Origin of the sequence: Paenibacillus dauci (genome assembly GCF_000971985.1) — a bacterium.
Classification (GTDB): Bacteria; Bacillota; Bacilli; order Paenibacillales; family Paenibacillaceae; genus Saccharibacillus; species Saccharibacillus dauci.
The window spans coordinates 1544865-1562888 of record NZ_LAQQ01000001.1; the positions used below are offsets into that span (position 1 = coordinate 1544865).

General features: G+C 47.9%; 15 protein-coding genes. 2 read left to right on the forward strand and 13 right to left on the reverse strand.

Annotated elements, in window-relative coordinates; translation table 11 throughout:
- Positions 1-84: 84 nt before the first annotated feature.
- Together ilvD and WH46_RS14085 are read left to right on the forward strand one after the other, a co-directional pair.
- Positions 85-1758 (forward strand): dihydroxy-acid dehydratase, encoded by a 1674-nt coding sequence (gene ilvD / locus WH46_RS14080; RefSeq protein WP_026136204.1) that lies wholly within the window; start codon positions 85-87, stop codon positions 1756-1758.
- A gap of 244 nt (positions 1759-2002) precedes the next feature.
- Positions 2003-3118: an AI-2E family transporter gene (locus WH46_RS14085; RefSeq protein ID WP_046227113.1), complete on the forward strand. Its 1116-nt coding sequence runs from the start codon at positions 2003-2005 to the stop codon at positions 3116-3118.
- A 224-nt stretch (positions 3119-3342) separates the two neighbouring features.
- On the opposite strand, the gene WH46_RS14090 is transcribed toward WH46_RS14085, so the two are convergent.
- The 13 genes from WH46_RS14090 to cymR all read right to left on the reverse strand — a co-directional run bounded on the left by WH46_RS14090 (position 3343) and on the right by cymR (position 17780).
- Positions 3343-6081 (reverse strand): methyl-accepting chemotaxis protein, encoded by a 2739-nt coding sequence (locus WH46_RS14090; RefSeq protein WP_046227114.1) that lies wholly within the window; start codon positions 6079-6081, stop codon positions 3343-3345.
- A 253-nt stretch (positions 6082-6334) separates the two neighbouring features.
- On the reverse strand, positions 6335-7693 hold the full coding sequence (locus tag WH46_RS14095) for a peptidase U32 family protein (RefSeq protein ID WP_017813471.1): 1359 nt from the start codon (positions 7691-7693) through the stop codon (positions 6335-6337).
- A gap of 29 nt (positions 7694-7722) precedes the next feature.
- Positions 7723-8652, reverse strand: coding sequence for a peptidase U32 family protein (locus WH46_RS14100; RefSeq protein ID WP_046227115.1), 930 nt, complete (start codon positions 8650-8652; stop codon positions 7723-7725).
- A 215-nt stretch (positions 8653-8867) separates the two neighbouring features.
- Complete coding sequence (mltG, locus tag WH46_RS14105; RefSeq protein WP_269430611.1) at positions 8868-9929, reverse strand: endolytic transglycosylase MltG; 1062 nt, start codon at positions 9927-9929, stop codon at positions 8868-8870.
- Between the two features lie 110 nt (positions 9930-10039).
- A complete protein-coding gene (locus tag WH46_RS14110) occupies positions 10040-10348 on the reverse strand; it encodes a DUF1292 domain-containing protein (protein WP_017813468.1) in 309 nt (102 codons plus the stop codon).
- 4 nt (positions 10349-10352) lie between these two features.
- On the reverse strand, positions 10353-10649 hold the full coding sequence (locus tag WH46_RS14115) for a DUF1292 domain-containing protein (protein ID WP_017813467.1): 297 nt from the start codon (positions 10647-10649) through the stop codon (positions 10353-10355).
- Positions 10650-10660: 11 nt separating this feature from the next.
- Entirely contained in the window at positions 10661-11077 is a 417-nt protein-coding gene (gene ruvX / locus WH46_RS14120) for a Holliday junction resolvase RuvX (protein WP_017813466.1), read from the reverse strand.
- A 16-nt stretch (positions 11078-11093) separates the two neighbouring features.
- The gene (locus WH46_RS14125; RefSeq protein ID WP_017813465.1) at positions 11094-11354 is read right to left on the reverse strand and encodes an IreB family regulatory phosphoprotein; all 261 of its coding nucleotides are present in this window, start codon (positions 11352-11354) and stop codon (positions 11094-11096) included.
- A gap of 513 nt (positions 11355-11867) precedes the next feature.
- Positions 11868-14495 (reverse strand): alanine--tRNA ligase, encoded by a 2628-nt coding sequence (gene alaS / locus WH46_RS14130; protein ID WP_046227117.1) that lies wholly within the window; start codon positions 14493-14495, stop codon positions 11868-11870.
- 493 nt (positions 14496-14988) lie between these two features.
- A complete protein-coding gene (locus WH46_RS14135) occupies positions 14989-15195 on the reverse strand; it encodes a hypothetical protein (protein WP_017813463.1) in 207 nt (68 codons plus the stop codon).
- Between the two features lie 144 nt (positions 15196-15339).
- Positions 15340-15846 (reverse strand): PRC-barrel domain-containing protein, encoded by a 507-nt coding sequence (locus WH46_RS14140; RefSeq protein WP_026136202.1) that lies wholly within the window; start codon positions 15844-15846, stop codon positions 15340-15342.
- A 124-nt stretch (positions 15847-15970) separates the two neighbouring features.
- Complete coding sequence (locus tag WH46_RS14145; RefSeq protein ID WP_046227118.1) at positions 15971-17116, reverse strand: cysteine desulfurase family protein; 1146 nt, start codon at positions 17114-17116, stop codon at positions 15971-15973.
- A 244-nt stretch (positions 17117-17360) separates the two neighbouring features.
- Positions 17361-17780, reverse strand: coding sequence for a cysteine metabolism transcriptional regulator CymR (cymR, locus tag WH46_RS14150; RefSeq protein ID WP_017813460.1), 420 nt, complete (start codon positions 17778-17780; stop codon positions 17361-17363).
- Positions 17781-18024 lie beyond the last annotated feature (244 nt).

Here is an 18024-nt window from a genome sequence, read left to right on the forward strand (position 1 = left end):
GTTCAAACGCGCTAAAGCAAAAAAGCTACTATATTATATATTTGGGGGGAAACCGACACCATGGCAGTCAACACAAACAAAAAGATGCGTTCCGATATGATCAAGAAAGGCTTTGATCGGGCGCCACATCGCAGTTTGCTGCGTGCAGCAGGGGTAAAAGAGGAAGACTTTGGCAAGCCGTTTATCGCGGTATGTAACTCTTACATCGATATCGTACCGGGACATGTGCATCTGCAGGAATTCGGTAAAATCGTTAAGGAAGCGATCCGTGAAGCTGGCGGCGTTCCATTCGAATTCAATACAATTGGTGTTGATGACGGTATTGCCATGGGTCATATCGGCATGCGTTATTCCTTGCCAAGCCGCGAGATTATCGCAGATTCCCTGGAAACGGTAGTCTCTGCTCACTGGTTCGACGGCATGGTATGTATACCGAACTGTGACAAAATTACACCGGGTATGATGATGGGCGCACTGCGCGTGAATATCCCGACCATGTTTGTCAGCGGCGGACCAATGAAAGCTGGTAAAGACAGCACAGGCCGTTCGATTTCCCTGACTTCTGTCTTTGAAGGCGTAGGTGCTTATCAGGCAGGTAAAATCGATGACAAGAGTCTGCTGGAACTGGAACAGTTCGGCTGCCCAACCTGTGGCTCCTGCTCCGGTATGTTCACAGCCAACTCCATGAACTGTCTGGCCGAAGCATTGGGTATCGCACTACCGGGTAACGGTACGATCCTCGCTGTCTCCGAAGACCGCAAGGAATTCGTCAAAAAATCCGCTAAGCAGCTAATGGAACTGATTAAGCTGGATCTGAAACCGCGTGATATCGTTACACTGGAAGCCATCGACAATGCTTTTGCACTGGATATGGCAATGGGCGGTTCCACCAATACGGTACTGCACACGCTGGCACTGGCACACGAAGCCGAGATCGACTATCCGATCGAACGCATCAACGAAGTAGCCAACCGTGTACCGCATCTGGCAAAACTCGCTCCGGCATCCGACTGGCATATTGAAGATGTCCATCTCGCAGGTGGCGTAAGCGCCGTTCTGAACGAGCTGCTCAAAAAACCGGGTGCACTGCATGAGAACTGTATCACCGTTACCGGCAAGACACTTCGCGAGAATGTCGAAGGCCAGGAGATCCAGAATCATGAAGTTATCCATGCGATCGACAACCCGCATTCGGAACGTGGCGGTCTGGCTGTACTGTTCGGCAACCTCGCTCCAGAAGGTGCTATTATCAAAGTCGGTGCAGTAGATGCTTCTGTAGGCGGCTATCACAAAGGTCCTGCGATCTGCTTTGATTCCCAGGATGATGCACTGTACGGTATCGCCAATGGTCATGTCAAAGAAGGTCATGTTGTCGTTATCCGTTACGAAGGTCCAAAAGGCGGACCTGGAATGCCTGAGATGCTCGCTCCTACTTCCCAGATCGTCGGTATGGGTCTCGGTGCCAAAGTCGGCTTGATCACTGACGGACGCTTCTCCGGCGCTTCCCGTGGTATCAGTATCGGTCACATCTCGCCGGAAGCAGCCGAAGGTGGTCCAATCGCTTTCGTACACGATGGAGATATCATCGAGCTGGATCTGAACGAACGCAAAATCGAACTTCATATCAGCGAAGAAGAAATGGCTGAACGCCGTCGTACCGAATGGAAAGAATTCGAGCCAAAAGTCAAAACCGGTTATCTGGCACGTTATTCCAAGCTTGTGACCAACGCAAGCATGGGCGGTATCATGAAAATCTGATCCAACCTTATTTTCCGGCAAAAATATCTTCTGTCTCTTGCCGGATCATCCCAGGCTTTCTCCCTGATGAAAATCAGGCGGGAAAGCCTTTTGTCTGTAATTGGGATATATCATTCTTTTTGTAACAAATGTAGCCTTTACATCGTATAACTACAGTCCGATATTCTGCTTCATCGCAGCATCATGCTGCGAAGCTTGACCCATGCTGATTTATTTTATAGAGAAAAGGAGATTAATCTACCTTATGTTACCCCTTTACAAAAAGTACTGGCGAACCGCGTTTGATATCGGCATTGTTATTCTAACGGTCTATCTGGTGATGCTGATTTCCAGCCAGCTCTACCGAATCGCTGCCCCGGTATTCCTGTCGGTATTGATCTTTGCAATTATCGAGCCGTTTGCCATGTTCCTGAATCGCAGAGGATTGCCCAAAATGGTCTGCTCCGCGATAGCCGTTCTTGCCTTTGTACTCATTATTCTGGGTGCGCTGTTTGGCGCCGGCTTGATCTTTGTATCGCAAATCAGTCAGGTGGCGGATGAACTGCCACGTTATGCCGTTATTGTACAGCAGCATTTCGCCAGTTTTACCACGATACTGCAGCGGGAAATGAATGCACTGCCTGCCGATCTCACCGAACGGATCAACGAGTATTTTGCTACCTTTACTGCCGGACTGGCTATCTGGGTCAAAGCAACCTTTAATTATGCGATTGGCTGGCTCGGTACGTTCTCCTCTTTTATCGGGAACTTTGCTGTCGGTATTATCCTGGCCTTTTTCCTGAGTGCAGAGATTAATCTGTGGCGAAGAGTCGCCGGGGAGAAAACGCCCAATACGATCAAAAAAGCATATTATTTTCTGAAGCAATATGTATTCCGTGCGATTGGCGGATATATCAAAGCCCAGCTCATCATGGTCATCATTACATTTGTACTTGTATACATAGGATTGCTGATTTTGCGTGTGGATCATTCCTTTGCGCTGGCGCTGCTTAGTGCAGCTTTTGATATTTTGCCGCTGCTTGGGATTCCCGTCGTCTTTATTCCATGGATTATTTACCTGTTTATCGTAGGCCAGACAGGTCTTGCGATCGGATTGACTATCGTATTGATCGTGGTCATGCTGACTCGCCAGCTGCTGGAGCCCAAGATTACCGGCAATTCAATCGGTATCTCTTCTGCCTATCTGATGCTGTCTGCCATGATCATTTCACTATCTATTTTTGGAGTGGCCGGTCTGGTATTATCGCCTGTGCTGATCATCCTGCTCAAGGAACTGTTCCAGCAGGGTTATCTGAAGCGCTGGATTCGTCTGCCGAAAGAAGAGTTCGAACCGATTCGTGAGGATCTTCCCCGATCCTGATTGATTGTAGATACAGACATTATTCGGACATACCTGTACAATAACAAACCCATCGATATCCTGACAGATGATACAAGTCGGAATATCGATGGGTTTTGTTGTTGAGTAGATTTGTTGGAAATATGTTGTTAGTAGGATAGTTCTAATATTCAGAAAAGATGGATGATCGAATAATATTTACAGCGACTTGCCCATGAAGTGAATGGATACTTTCTGGAAATACGTTAAGCTTCTTTTTCCAGTATGGGTAACCCAGTTTCCTTGTTCTCTTGGTCTACAGAATCTCTTACGCGAGTGGACTGGTCTATATTATCCACTGCGGTATCCGCCTGCTTTTTATTTCCTTTACCATCATCTGTGTCTACATCTACCTGATACGGTGCCTGTACCAGTGCTTGCTCTTGCTCTTGCTCTTGCTCTTGCTCTTGCTCTTGCTCTTGCTCTTGCTCTTGCTCTTGCTCTTGCTCTTGCTCTTGCTCTTGCTCTTGCTCTTGCTCTTGCTCTTGCTCTTGCTCTTGCTCTTGCTCTTGCTCTTGCTCAATGGTAAATCGGGAGATTGTTTCTTTCAACTCTACCGATACATTTTCCAGCTGACCGGACAGTGTGACCAGTTGACCACTGACATTCTGCTGTTCATTACTGAGCGAAGCGACTTCTTCGGAGGTAGCCGAAGACTGTTCTGCCACTGCACTCACATTGCTCATCGCTTCATTGATCACCTGCTGTACCTGATTCAGCTCACTGATCGAGGTGGTCGCCGAATTCAGCTTTTCTACAAACTCCACCATCTGACTCTGTACGGTCTCGAAGATCGATGTGGTATCTTTGACCGATTCGGTCTGTTCCCGGAAAAGAGGATAGGCCTGATTGAGCACCTTCACCGTTTCTTCCATTTCATTCTGGATATTGGCAGTAATCTCGCCGACCATCAGAATCGACTGACGGGACTGCTCCGCCAGATTCCGAACCTCGCCGGCTACGACCATGAATCCTTTGCCTGCTGCTCCAGCCCTGGCGGCTTCAATCGTCGCATTAAGGGACAGGATATTCGTCTGCTTGGTAATATTCTGCATCGCGTCCAGTACCTGCTGTACAGAAGACGTACTTTCTTTGAGTGAACCTATGCGTGCTCCCAGAGAACGAATCATATCCTGGGTCACTGTAGTTTTGTGAAGCAGCTGCTCCATATGTTGTACCCCGGTCTCACTGACTTTCTCTACCTGCTGGGCAGAAGCACCCATCTGTTCATTAGCAGCTACCACTTTGCCCATCTGCTGATTCATCGTATCTGTCAGTTCCGTGCCCCGCTCCGCTTCACGTGCCAGGCTACTGGCTCCATTTGCGATTTCTTCGGTAGCTGTAGCAATCTCACTCGCCGAAGTGGCTGTCTGTCTGGAAGCCTGACTAAGAGAAGTCGCAGTATCCAGCACCTGCTGGGCAGAGTGATTAGTCTGCTGTACCAATGCAGTAATATTGCTCATCATCTCATTAAAAGCCAGCGAGAGCTGACCAATCTCATCCGACGAACGATGATCGGTACGCACATGCAGCATTCCCTGTGCCCCTTGATTCATCAACTGCAGCAGCTTGCGCAGCGGTCTGCCAATCATGCGAATAATCAATATGCCGATTACTATCGCGACCAGCCCGTCAATAATGGCCATAATCCAGGTCATCGTCAGAATCCGGTCGGCACTGGCAACCAGTGACTGAACAGGCACGGTTCCTACCAGCTTCCAATCCACGGTGTCGAGTACATTGTAGGCTACCAGTATCGGCGCTGCACCTTCATCATTCTGAAAGCGTCCACTGCCATTTTGGATCTCATTCAGGAATCCATATACAGAAGGCTTGGCAACAGTGTCCGGCTCTGTGGAAGCGATTACGGTATGATCCGGTCCACCAATCAGATCCACATGGCTGCCGTCTCCCAACTTGAGACTGCTGATCTGGTCATTGATCCATTTGCTGTTAATACTCATCACGAAGACAAAGGAACTGGCACTGCTGGATATACGCATCGCCCGTGCATACGTAAAGTTTTTGTTGGCTCCATCCATTTGTACAGTTGGTATCCAGGTCATGACGCTATCGCCTTTGGCCAGGGACTTGTACCATTCTGTACTGCGAACTTCACTGCCTTGTGGTATACCTACGCCTGCACCAATAATATTCATCGTTTCATCAAGAGGTACCATGTAGATAGATTCGATCGAATTCATGGAATTCATCTGATTCTGCAGATTATCGCTTATCGAATTGATTGTCTGGTATTTGTCATAATCATTAAGATCTTTTCTTCCCAGGGTAGCCAGATCCTTTTGCATAGTCGGATCAAAAAATACCTGAATCGAAGAATTAACAAGCTGATTCAGCATTACGTCCAGCTTTTCTCCGGTCTGGATAATGGTCTGTTCATTGCTGATTGCAGCGTTCTCTTTAATTACACTTTTAGCTTGAAAATACGAGAAACTGCCCAGTGAAATCACAAACAGCATAATCGCTACAAAGAAAATCAAAAACAGCTTCATCCCTACCGATTTGGCTGGATGCAGTGCTCGCCAATCAGGAACGAATCTTCCAGCCCCAGCACGTAAGCGGCTTTTCGATTCCTTGCTTCTTTTCCGGCGTACTGGCTTCCTACCGGACTGGTTCTCTGAATCGGCAAAGGAAACCTTATCTTCCGGCTGTACGACTGCTCCTTGCTGAGCAGTTTGTAGTATGTCCAGCTGTTCTGTGCCGCTCGTTCTCCTTGATTTATTGCGTCCGGAGGTGGAATTCACTATTCCGGAGGCTGCTTTAGCCCATTTATGTATTGCTTTTGGATCCGCTTTTGAAGTTGATGAATCGGTTATGTTTGTTTGCTGCAGCGATTCCTTTTGTTTCCTGCTTTTTTTTAATAATTTTTTATCCAGTCTGGCTGGCTGCTGACCCGACTTGCTCCGTTTGCGTCCCAATCCCATGACCCTTCACCTACCACATTAGAATTCATTTTAATTAAGATGTTATTCTAAGTTAGTTATACAGTTAAAATGTACTATCATAAACTGCCAAACAGGTACGATGGATATACGTATGCTTTCATTATCGGTACAGCATCAGGATAAATTAACCTTTTTCGCACAAAAATAAGGTCTTTTATACTATAAAGTATAAAAGACCTTATTTATTTAGCTATATCTAATGTTTAAAAAATCATGATACCCTTTAACGATATTATACCGCTGCTGACATTTTGACTTTTTTGACATTCTTTTTGCGCATCATATCAAAGTAGCGAACCGGCTGATCCACTTTCATTTTGATCTTTTGCAGTGGATGACGGGCAGCATCCAGTTCATTGCCTTCTTCATCCCAGATCTGGCCTACAGTCTGCTTGAAGAATGTATTGCCTGGACCGAAAAATTCAATCTCTTGACCCGGCTTGAAATTATTACGCTGCTGAATCGTAGCGATGCCTGTAGCTTCATCATAATCCAGTACCAATCCGGCAAAATCATAGGGTACAGCTTTGTCTTCCGGCTCATAGATATGATCTTCGTTATCCGGCGTATCATAAAAGAATCCGGTATTCAGTGGACGGTTGGCGGCTTTGTTGATATCCTCCAGCCATTCGGGTTTCAGTACATAGTTCTCCGGATCAGCCATGTAGGAATCGATTGCCTGACGATACGCATTCACCACGGTTGCCACATAGTGGATCGATTTCATACGACCTTCGATTTTGAAGCTGTCGATGCCGACTTCGATCAGGTCGGGGATCGCTTCCAGCATACAGAGATCCTTGGAGCCCATCGAGAATGGATTATCATTCTCTTCATACAGCGGCTTCTGATTGACACCCAGACGGAACTGCTCCAGTACACGATTGTCTGCTGCTTCTTCTTCGGATACCCATTCGGTCTGTGGACGGGCATCTTCGAACAGATCGTATTTCCAGCGACAGGACTGACAGCAGCCACCACGGTTGGAATCACGGTCGGTAAAGTGGTTGGACAATACGCAGCGTCCCGAGAAAGAAGAACACATTGCTCCATGAATAAATGCTTCGATCTCTACATCCACATGCTTTTTGATCTCGGCAATCTCTTCCAGACTGGTCTCGCGTCCCAGTACAACACGCGGCAATCCTTCTTCTTTCCAGAATTTCACGGCCTGCCAGTTGATCGTCGACTGCTGGGTGCTCAGATGAACTTCCAGCTTCGGCGCACAGCGCAGAGCAATCTCGATAATGGTTGGATCAGCTACGATGATCGCCGAGATTCCGGCATTCTCCAGATTGCGCAGGTATTCTTCGATACCATCAATATCTTCATCATGGGCATAGATATTCGTAGCGACGAATACTTTGGCTCCATATTTATTGGCAAATTCAACGCCTTCCCGCATCTCTTCAAAGCTGAAGTTATCCGCGTTGGACCGAAGGCCGTATTTTTGTCCGCCAATATATACAGCGTCTGCACCATAGTGGATCGCAAACTTGAGTTTTTCCAGGTTACCTGCAGGTGCAAGTAGCTCCGGCTTGGCAAGACGATGACGTTTTCCGAAATATTTTGGTTTATCCATGGTATTCATGGAGATCTCCCCCTTGATCTTGTTGCTTATCAATACACCTGTTCCTTATAAAAGAAGCCGAATCCCAACTCCCGCTCGGGGTCCTGCAGACGACGTACTTCATCCAGCCATTCTTCGTCAAACTCGTAACGATCCGGATCGGCTGCGTAAGCATCAATCGCCTGACGATAGGCACGAACCACAGCTTCGTTATATGCTGTCGATTTTAGTATACCTTCAATTTTGAAGCTTTGTACGCCTGCTTCCATGAGCAGATGCAGATCTTCCAGAATACAGATATCTTCAGAACTCATAATATGGGTTCCATTGCTGTCTTCATAGATCGGGAATTTCTCGTCCCGGCGCTCTGCCTCGATCAGGAATAATCCTCGCTGCAATCCCAGATCGCCGCTGACCGGTCTACCCTGATGCTCCATATAGCTCTGTACCAACTGACGTTTGGAATGATAAATATTGGTCATTCCATGCACCTGTACCTGGGCTTCTACCTGCATTTTATCCATCATGCCTGTGATTTCATCCATATTCAGCTCACGTGCCAGTACCGCTCGGGTTGCCCCTTTACGGCCCCAGTAATTGGCTGTGGATGAGTTGGTCGACGTCATCTCTGCATTCCAGTGAAGCGCCATCTCCGGTGCAACTTCGCGTACTACTGCCAGCACCGATGGATCACCAAACTCGACTCCATCGACTCCTGCATCGCGCAGTGCGGCAATATAAGCCGGCAGTTCATCCAGTACATCATTCGTCATCAAATTATTGACAGCTACATAGATGCGCTTGCCCTGTGCATGTACATAGGCTGCTGCTTCGGCAACATCTTCTCGTGTAAATTCCCCCGGCATACGCATGCCATAACGCTCCTCACCGACCAGAAATGCGTCGGCTCCTGCTTCTGCCAGACGGCGCAATTCCTCCATCGAGGAGACTGTCACCAACAGTTCAGGTTTGTTACTCATGTAAAGCCCACCTCCCAGCCTGTGCGGCTGTATATTAATCCTATCTGCGTTTCCCTGTCTTGCTACATTGTTCATTGTACCAGTAATTCTACGGTTCTGACTGCAGGGTAGTGAATATATATTGTCTAATTTATAGTAAAGGACGGACAGACAGGGATATATCCCGGACCTGCCGGACTATATCCCTGTGTATGTGTATTCTCTGGATCTACTGTCTATCCACCGTTAGTCGAGCTGGTTGCTTTGCTGATCTCGATATTTTTCAGATGCTCCTGGTAGGTCTTCGCAAACAGATGACTGCCTGTACCATCTTTTTTGGTAACATAGTACAGGTATTCGGAAGTCTTCGGCTCCAAAGCTGCCCGGATCGCTTCAATCCCCGGATTGGCAATCGGCCCCGGCGGAAGCCCTTCATTCCGGTACGTGTTGTACGGACTGTCGATTTCAAGATCCGAGTATAACAGACGCGCTTTTTGCTTGCCCAGTGCATACTGGACAGTCGCGTCAATCTGCAATCTCATATTCTTTTTGAGACGGTTATCGATAACCCCTGCGACTTCAGCGCGCTCCTCCGGTACAACCACTTCACGTTCGACCAGAGATGCTTCAGTCAGCAGTTCATGAAGGGTCATTTTGCGTACTTTGAGCTTGGCATCCAGTTCCTTTATGCTGTTCAGATTGGTACGTGTACCTGCCAGCATATTGGCAATAACATCTTCTTCGGTGCTTTCAATCGGAAGATTATAAGTGGCAGGGAACAGATAGCCTTCCAGCGGATGAAGAATTCCTTTGCCGGTTGGTACATTCCATTCACGTGCCTGCTTAAACTGGGAAGGGTCATCGACCAGTGCCATGAATTTGGCACGATCCACAAATCCTTCGCCGCTCAGCTTATCGGCAATCTGCGTGACCGTATATCCTTCCGGAATCGTAAATTTCATCGTTTTGGGCACGATGACCTCTGCATTGTTCAGCTTGGTAATAATCTGCTCGTATGTCATTCCTGGTATGAATTCATAATCGCCTGCCTTGAACTGACTGCCTTGACTGTTCATTTTCAGATACAGCCTGAATGCTGTTGCATTCCGGATCAGGCCTTTCTCTTCCAGCTGGTTGGCCAGTGTTGCACTGGAGGTTCCCTGTTCCAGTGTATAAGCGACCGGTTGTTCCGATGCGGCAGTTGGCTGCATCGCCCTCCAGCCGTATACTACGATTCCCACAATAATAACGATAATGATCAAAAACAGACAACCCAATTTTCCAGCTCGCCTACGCAATAGATATAACATCTCCTTTGACAGCCAAAAAGAGCGGAAAGATTCCGCTCTTTTCAGGTAAGTACATGAGTTGAGCACTTGATAGGACTGCGTGCTGTAACCAGCCGTGATTAATCTTCAAACGGTAATGTCAGTTCGTCATACAGCTCGGCTACATCTTCCCATTCATCGTCATCATCGATTGTTACCAGCTCCGGACGACCTTCGGTGGAGTCGATAATTTTGAGAATCTCTACTTCATCCTCCGGCAGACCTGTGTCTTTTTGCAGTACAGCATAAGCACCGGTCTCCGTCTCAAACTCACTGATCAGACGATAAACTGTTGTCTGGTCCTGCTCATCTGTCAATTCGATCAGCACACCATAGGCTTCCAGCAGTCTTGTTGTTAACTTGACGCTACTCGCAGAAAGATCACTCATCGGTTTATTCACCATCCAATTCAGCAACTAATGTATTGAAAGTTTCTTCAACAATCTGCCATTCCGCTTCATCTTCAATGATGTAGAGCTTCAGATCGTCTTCTTCCTCTTCATATCGGAACGCATATACTTCATCGGTATCGTCCTCTGTGGCTTCCATAGGCACGACCATCATATATTTGGCGTCCGAACCGTCGACTTCGAATTTCATGATGACTTCAAATTCCTCTTCATTACCCTCATCATCAGGAATGTAAATAATTTCTGGTTCGTCCTCAAGCAAATTTTGATCCTTCGCCATATTAACCACCCTCACCTTTTACTTTTAGAATCCAAGTAATTTTGTAGTATCAAGCTTGCGGCCATTTTATCAACGACCTGCTTGCGCTTCTTGCGACTTACATCAGCCTCAATCAATGTGCGCTCGGCTGACATCGTTGTAAGCCTCTCATCCCATAGGTGAACAGGCAGCTGCACAGATTCCCGAAGATGTTCTGCAAAATCGATACATATTTGACCACGGGGACCGACAGAACCGTTCATATTCTTGGGCAGTCCAACCACAATCTCACTGATCTCATATTCCTGTATGAGTTCAGCGATACGCTCGTCAACCTGGGGATTGCGCTGACGATCAATGACTTCGACTCCCTGAGCGGTCCAACCGAATGCGTCGCTGACAGCGACACCGATCCGGCGGTCTCCATAATCCAGTCCTAATATTTTCATTGCGTACGCTCCGTCTCTACCGATGACTGGCCAGGTAGGAACGGACCAGTTCTTCTATTAATTCATCCCGCTCTTTTTTGCCGATCAGGCTGCGTGCATTATTATGACGGGGAATATAAGCGGGGTCCCCCGAAATAAGATAGCCGACAATCTGATTAATCGGATTGTACTCTTTCTCAACCAGTGCATCGTACACGGTGAGTAGGATTTCCTGTGAGGAGCTCTCGTGCTCATCGCCCTTCACGCTAAACTTGACTGTTTTGTCCATGGAGTCCACTCGCTGACACCTCGCTTTTCGGAAAAAGTGTTTGCTCACACGCTTCCTCAAAATGGAATCCCCTGATGATCATGTTGATTCTTCCTCATCATAACACATCAAGGGATATACAAGAAATATTTACGCTAAAACAAATCAAAAAGTTACATTTTTTTGGAAAGTTTGTGCAGAGAAATGCGGCTAGGTGCAACAAGCGCTGCGGAAAGGGATAGGGCACGTCCTCCGGCGGAGCACAGGAATCTTTGGAGCAGGTGGAAATGAAGATTCCTGTGCTCCAATGTCGTCTTTTGCCCTATTCCCTTGCCTCCGCTCTGCGTTTATTGCATCAGCCGGTGGTACAACAGATTTTTAAATTGAATTGTGGGTAAAGCATACAACATGATAGATCGTTCAGATATTCAAATGTTTTAGGCATTTACAAGATCATTTGTACACCTGTTCCCATAATCACTGGTGACAGATTGGATATCTGTACTTTGGGATGATTATATGGCAGATTGCAGAACTTATAAATTAGATCGATGCAACGTGCTTCTTGGCTGCTTCGATAGCTTCGTTCAGCTTGGAAGCATCTTTACCACCGGCTTGAGCCATATCCGGACGGCCGCCACCGCCACCACCGCAGATAGCTGCGACTTCTTTGACCAGTTTGCCGGCATGCAGTCCGCGCTCGATACCGGATTTTGGTACAACAACGACAAAGTTTACTTTATCATCGATCGCTGCGCCTAGTACGAGTACAGCTTCCGGCAATTTGCCTTTGAGCTCGTCTGCCAGACCACGCAGTGCATCCATACTGGATACGCTGACTGCTGTTGCCAGCAATTGTGTCTCGCCGATCATTTCGACTTTGTCGGTCAGCTGTCCGGCTTCGATCAGGCTCAGCTTGCTTTGCAGAGATTCGTTCTCACGGCCCAGCTCGCGCAGCTGCTGGTTCAGTGCTTCTACACGTTTTGGTACATCATGCACATTGGATTTCAGCTGTACAGCAGCCTGTTTGAGCAGATCCAGCTGGCTGTCCAGGAACATATACGCCAGACGTCCGGTTACCGCTTCGATCCGGCGTACACCAGAACCGATACCGCTCTCGGATACGATTTTGAACAGACCGATCTGGGAGGTATTCAGTACATGACAACCTCCGCATAACTCAATGCTGTAATCGCCGATTTTCACGACACGAACGATATCGCCATATTTCTCGCCGAACAAGGCCATAGCGCCCAGTTCCTTGGCTTCATCGATACCCATATAGTTGATTTCTACGTCCAGAGCTTTCCAGATTTCCTGGTTGACACGACGCTCTACATCAGCCAGTTCTTCCGGGGTGATGCTGCTGAAGTGGGAGAAGTCAAAGCGCAGACGCTCGGCTTCTACCAGGGAACCTGCCTGGTTGGCATGGTTGCCCAGTACTTCTTTGAGCGCTTTGTGCATCAGGTGAGTCGCTGTATGGTTTTTGATAATGTCATTGCGATTTGGTGCATCGACCTGAGCGGTAACCACGTCACCAACTGCCAGTTCGCCGGAGCTTACCGTTACGATATGAACCGATTGTCCACGTGGTGCCTTGAACAGGGTTTCTACCGAAGCTTCTACCTTGTCACTGCTCAGCAGACCAAGATCGCTGACCTGACCGCCGCTCTCTGCATAGAAAGGAGTCACATCGAGAATAACCTGGACCGATTCACCTGGGCCTGCTTTTTCTACAAAAGCATCATCTTTGATAATGGCTGCTACTGTAGATTGTACCGTCAGCTGCTCATAGCCGATAAACTCGCTCTTGCCTTCAAAGTCGGACAATACGCCGCCCTGTACTTTCATGCTGCCACTATCCTGACGTGCTGCACGTGCACGGGTACGCTGCTCTTGCATGGATGCATCGAATCCTTCGCGATCGACGGTCAGACCATTTTCCAGTGCATAGTCTTCTGTCAGATCGAACGGGAAGCCGTAGGTATCGTACAGTTTGAATGCTTCTGCACCGCTAATTACATTTTGTCCCTGCTGTTTGGCCTGCTCTGCCAGTTCAGCCAGAATGTTCAGACCATCGGACAGTGTTTCGTGGAAACGTTCTTCCTCGGTACGAATAATTTTCTCGATATATTCACGCTGCTCGACAACAGTCGGATAGTATACACCCATCACATCGCCAACGGTTTTGACGAGACTGAACAGGAATGGCTTGTCCAGACCGATTACTTTACCATAACGAACCGCACGACGCAGCAGACGACGGATTACATAACCGCGTCCTTCATTGGAAGGCAGTACGCCATCACCGACAGCAAAAGTTACCGTACGCACATGGTCAGCAATAACTTTGAGTGCTACATCGGTCTCTTCATTTTGCTTGTAGGTTACGCCAGCGATTTGAGCGGTTTCCTGAATCATCGGTTGGAACAGATCGGTGTCAAAGTTGGAATCTACATCCTGGATAATGGAAGCGAAGCGTTCCAGACCTGCACCTGTATCGATATTTTTGTTAGGCAGCGGTGTGTAGCTACCATCTTTGTTATGGTTAAACTGGGAGAATACGAGGTTCCATACTTCCAGGAAACGCTCATTCTCGCCACCCGGATACATTTCCGGATCACTTGGGTCCAGCTTGCCGTAGGCGTCGCCGCGATCATAGAAAATCTCGGTACAAGGACCACAAGGGCCTTCGCCAATATCCCAGAAGTTGTCTTCCAGCTTGATGATGCGCTCTGCAGGCAGACCGATTTTCTCGTTCCACAGTTTGAATGCTTCTTCGTCTTCCGGGTACACCGTAACCGACAGACGCTCTGGATCGAAGCCGATCCACTCTTTGCCGGTCAAGAATTCCCATGCCCAGGTAATCGCTTCCTCTTTGAAATAATCGCCGATGGAGAAGTTACCCAGCATCTCGAAGAACGTATGGTGACGACGGGTTTTACCCACGTTTTCAATATCATTGGTACGAATACATTTTTGCGAGTTCGTAATACGCGGATTTTCCGGTTTGACGCGACCGTCAAAATACGCTTTCAGTGGAGCCATACCGGCATTGATCCACAGCAGGGATGGATCATTATTTGGCACGAGTGGTGCACTCGGCTCGACGTTATGTCCTTTGCTTTCAAAAAAAGCGAGCCATTTGGAACGAATTTCACTTGCTTTCATAAGTATGAGCCTCCTTGGGGGTATGGACAGCATTTCGCAAAATGCTATGTAACAGCCTTAAAATCTAAAAAACGCCCCTGTCAAAGATCAGGGACGGTATTCTTGTATTCCGTACAGCGGTGTATCCCTGCAACCCTTTTTTATTATGCAAAGGCTGGTGAACAACAGGCATTAACCCACTGTATATCCAAATTACACAAATTTATTGGCATGATCCGGGATTTCACGGCTTTTCAACAACCTATATCAGTATATCCAGCGTGCGAAAGTCTGTCAATCGTACAGCGCACACCATCCTCGATCGATCCGCTATCCCTGTTATTCGGAAAGCTCTGGTGCAAAAAGGCCTCCGGCCGATCTACTGTACATCACTATCGAGGTACACGATCTGCCGGGGCCTGTGTCATTAGCCTGCTGCTATATAAAGGGTATGTATCCTGCTAAGATTGCATAGCTGCGGCCATGACCACTATCTGTCATCATGTGTAAATGTTCACGAGGACATCTGCGCGTGAGCAGATGCAGCTACCGGCTTCTCAATGAACAGATCGTCCAGCGAACTGAGCGTGCCATCCTCTTCCACCTGATACACTGACATTTTGCCGCCGTTCACCGTCAGCTCAATAAAGCAGCCCCAGCAATAGAACTGGTGGGAACCGATCTTGCCGATATCTTTGGAACTACAGTTTGGACATTTCACTCCGCGCTCACCCTATCCGTCTAAAAGTTTGGGCAGTTGACCCATCCTTCTGGCGCATGTCCTGATTCTCCCACACCGCAAAATACCAGGTATCCTGTGTCTGCTTCAATCAGAATTCACCGTCCATACAGCATCAACTGCAAATCAAAGGCACTCCTCCAGGCGTTCATTGCTGGCCTCCGGCGCCAATATGGCGCTTTCACCAAAAGCAATCTGGCTGCTGACAGGGAGCCATTTTCTGCCGCCAATTAAATCCGAGATAAAACCGTCACTAATTTCAATCCCGGTAATGCTTTTACCCAGTTCCGGATTAAAGTAAACATCCGAGACATAGCCCAGTCTGGCTCCTTCGTTGGTCAGAACGGGCATGTCCTTGATCTTGTTGTCTCCAAGAAGAAATGTATGCTTGATATCGTCAGCCGCCACCTGGCGCACCGACTGTTGATTACGAATCATAATAGCGTCCTCTCCATGGGATACAATATCCTCCCAGAGAACGGTCCGAACCTGTAAAGAAAACAACCCTTTGCCTTCCAGCTCAAAGCCCTGGACAGACCAGTCTTCCCCTAAGATGAAATCATGAATCTTCCCAAGCTGTTTGCCATCCTCAATATCAAATACGGCAAGCCCGATCATTCCTTGCATCTTCAACACTGGCAGGACCTCCTTATCGCACAAATTGCACAGGTGGGGAATATGCATTCCTTCCTGCCCGGCTGTTGGCGTCGTCTGACCTCTTCCCTCCCTTAGTCACCACACAGGGGAGCCCTGATCATTATTTACGTACGCGTTTTAAGATGGTTGCAATTTTCTGAGCGGTGCGTTCTATTTCTTCCCTAGTATTACCCATTCCAAAGCTGAAGCGAATCGCTGAATGCAGTACATTTTCAGGAAGCTTCATCGCCTCCAGCACATGGGAAATCTCCAGGGAACCGGAAGTGCAGGCTGACCCGCTCGCCGCTGCGATCGATTCCATATCCAGATTCATCAGCATCGTCTCGCTGGTCACGCCCGGAAAGCTCATATTCAGAATATGCGGCAGAGAATGAGACAGTGGTGTATTGATCACAAAAGCATCTGCACCGGCTTCCTGCTCCAGCGTCTCAATCATGAGTCTGCGTAGTCCATCCAGCTGCGCCTGACGAGCTTCCAGCTGGTCGGTTGCCAGTTCGACCGCTTTGCCAAATCCGGCAATCCCCGCGAGGTTTTCGGTACCGGCACGACGTTTGCGCTCCTGTAATCCGCCATGCAGCAGTGGCTCCAGCTTGGTTCCCTGACGTACATAGAGTGCACCAATTCCCTGTGGGCCATTGATTTTGTGGGAGGAAAAGCTGATCAGATCAACCGGCAGTTCGCTGCAGTGGATAGGTACCGCACCAAGTGCCTGCACCGCATCGGTATGAAATACGATTCCGTGATCACGTGCAATTGTCCCGATCTCGGTAATTGGCTGCAGCGTGCCGACTTCATTATTCCCGAACATAATACTGATCAGAATCGTATCCGGACGAATCGCTGCCTGCACATCATCTGAATTCACACGACCAGTGGAATCAACCGGTAGATAAGTCACTTCATAACCCCGACTCTCCAGTGCTTTGCAGGCATGCAGTACGGCATGATGCTCAATCTGTGAAGTAATAATATGACGTCCCTGCTCCTGAAGTGCTTCGGCAGTTCCGAACAGCGCCATATTGTCGCTCTCTGTTCCTCCAGCAGTAAATACAAGTTCATTGGGATGACAGACCAGACGAGCTGCAATACTGTCACGCGCATTGCTGACAATACGCTTGGCAGCACGACCAAAAGAGTGCACACTGGATGCATTGCCATGCGTACCGGTCATTACTTCCACCATGGTCTGTGCGACCTCTGGATGAACCGGAGTTGAAGCTGCATGATCAAGGTAAATGGATTTCATTATATAGTCACCTGAACTTTCATAGGAAATGGTAGATAGGCATAGATATTTCAATCGATATTCATATAACCAATAGTGGGGAGTCTGCGGCAGAACGACAAAAACGGAAGGGCTGGCTTCAATAGCCAATTTACCCTTCCGTTATCGGTTATGCTACAGCTGTCGAATGTCCGAAGCAGCTTCTCGATCAGCGCTCCGGTGCATCCGGCAGGGTATATCGTTACCGGTCAGGATATGACTGGCTTTAGATGTAGAACATATAATTGTCTTCTTGTCCCTGTTCACGGTAGCTGATCAGATCCTGCAGGGTAGTGGAATCGATAACGCCTGCAATGGCATCGCGAATCTGCATCCACAGGTGACGCTTGGCCGCTACATCCTCATCGGTAAAGTCAACGACAGAAACAGGACCCTCCAGTACGCGGATAACTTCACCGGCTGTAATCTGCTCCGGTTCGCGGGATAGAATATATCCGCCGTAGGCACCGCGGATACTTTTGACCAGGCCGGCATTACGCAGTGGTGCAATCAATTGCTCCAGATAATGTTCGGACAGCTGATTTTTCTCAGCGATACTTTTGAGGGAAGTTGGACCTTCGCCAAAACGGCCGGCCAGCTCCATCATAATTGTCAGACCATAACGTCCTTTGGTTGAAATTTTCATAAGAACACCTCATCTTTGATTTGACCAAAATCACGAAAGATTATTGCTTTATTTAGTAAGAGGAATTATAATTAGCAGTTGCATATCCGTTACGCACTTTCAATAATTCAGTGTATTCCGATCTTTATTCTTACCTATCGTAACATAGATATGCAGGGTATGGGAAATTATTCATTATTCGAGTTTTAACGACATATAGAGCTGTCTTATAGACAGCCAAATTCTTTTATCAGGGAAGTGAACA